General features: G+C 73.4%; 1 protein-coding gene. It reads right to left on the minus strand.

All coding sequences use genetic code 11. The features are described 5' to 3' along the window. Nucleotides 1-1280: TIR-like protein FxsC (locus tag KS423_RS45360; protein WP_224285498.1), on the minus strand; the 1280-nt coding region annotated here is incomplete at its 3' end. Between the last annotated feature and the right edge of the window lie 219 nt (nucleotides 1281-1499).

Raw genomic sequence — 1499 nt, forward strand, 5'->3', positions numbered from 1 at the left:
GGGCCGGCCGGGATGGCCAGCCCGGGCATCGCCGGGCCGGCGTCCGGGCCGCCGCCCGGGCCGAAGCCGAAGGCGTCGCCGCCATCGTCTCCCCAATCCAGGTTGTCGTCCATGAGCTTGTTCTGAGCGACCGTCACCATGATGGTGAGGTCGGTGTCGAAGCTCTCCCGGCTCACTTTGACCCGGAACAAGTGCTCCAGGTCGCTCCGGCGCAGCCAGTTGCGCCGGAACACGTCGCGCACGCCCGCCCAGAGCGCATCGCGCCCCGGCCCGTCGGCCGGGTCGTCGCTGCCGGTGGGCACCATCACTCCGGTGACCGGGTGGTTCTGTTCGTCGTAGGCGCGCAGCGCCGACCGGTAGCGCTCGCCGCCCGCCACCCACGGGTCCACCAGCAGGATGCTGACCTGACTGTCCTCCCGGGCCTGGTCGAGCTTGTCGGCGAGGGCTGCGTCGATCTCCTCCAGCGTGGTGGTGTGCCCGGCGCCGGTGATCACCTGCTGGGCGCGGGCCGCCAGGGACGGCTGGGTGGGCGGGTGGTACGGCGCCCAGTGCCACGGCTTGGCGCCGTACCAGCCGCCCGTGTAGGAGCCTCCCTCGGCGGCGGCCTCCGAGGCGCGCCCGGCCGCGATGAACAGCCGCACCATCCCGGGGGTGGACGCCACGGGCGGCGCCGCCGGCGGCGGGAAGTAGCCGCGCACGGCGCCGAGGTCGAACTCGGGCAGCTCGCCGAGCCGGCGCGCGGCCGCGTCCCGGACCCGCTCCGCGACCACCCGGACGACCTGTTCGTACGCCCCGCCCTGCGCGGTGCGCAGCAGGGCCCGCAGGCCGTGGCGGGCATAGGCCTCGCCCATGTCCGGCTGGGCCCACTGGATCTTGTTCACCTCGTCGGCCAGCCCGCCCGGCTCGACGGGTTCCCAGAGCACCGGGATGAGCGCCGAGATGAGCTCCCCGGTGTCCTCGTGGTGGCGGCGGACCCGGCCGCGGAAGGCGGTCCACTCCTTGCCGCAGTAGAGGCTGGCGAAGTAGGCCGGGGAGTAGAGCGCGATCATGGTGCGGCTGCGGCCGAGCATCGTGGCCAGCTGCTCGGCCCAGTCGTCGCCCAGGCGCAGCTGCTCGGTGTCCCGGTAGGCCAGTTCGTCGACGCGCACGCCCGTGCCGACCAGTCGGCCGAGTTCGTCCCTCAGGTCGTTGAAGAACTGGTTGACGAAGACGTCCTCGGCCTCGAAGTCACGACGCGCGTAGCTGAAGAAGAAGTACGGCCGGTGCTGTTCCTGCTCCATCACCTGTTCCCCCCGTGCCCGACGTCCGCGACGGCGCTGGTTTCATACCCCAGCATGTCGTGAACTCCACCGCCCACGCTGGCGAGTTGGCGGATTCGGCCGCCTCGTGGGGTTTAGCCGGTGGTCAGGCGCACCAACCCCGGCCGGGGGCGCTCCGGCGCTCGGGGGCGCGCCGACGGGGGCGCGGGCGCCTGCCGGATCGGCGCGCCGGGCGAGGGG

Source organism: Streptomyces sp. LS1784 (assembly GCF_020103755.1).
Taxonomy (GTDB): Bacteria; Actinomycetota; Actinomycetes; order Streptomycetales; family Streptomycetaceae; genus Kitasatospora.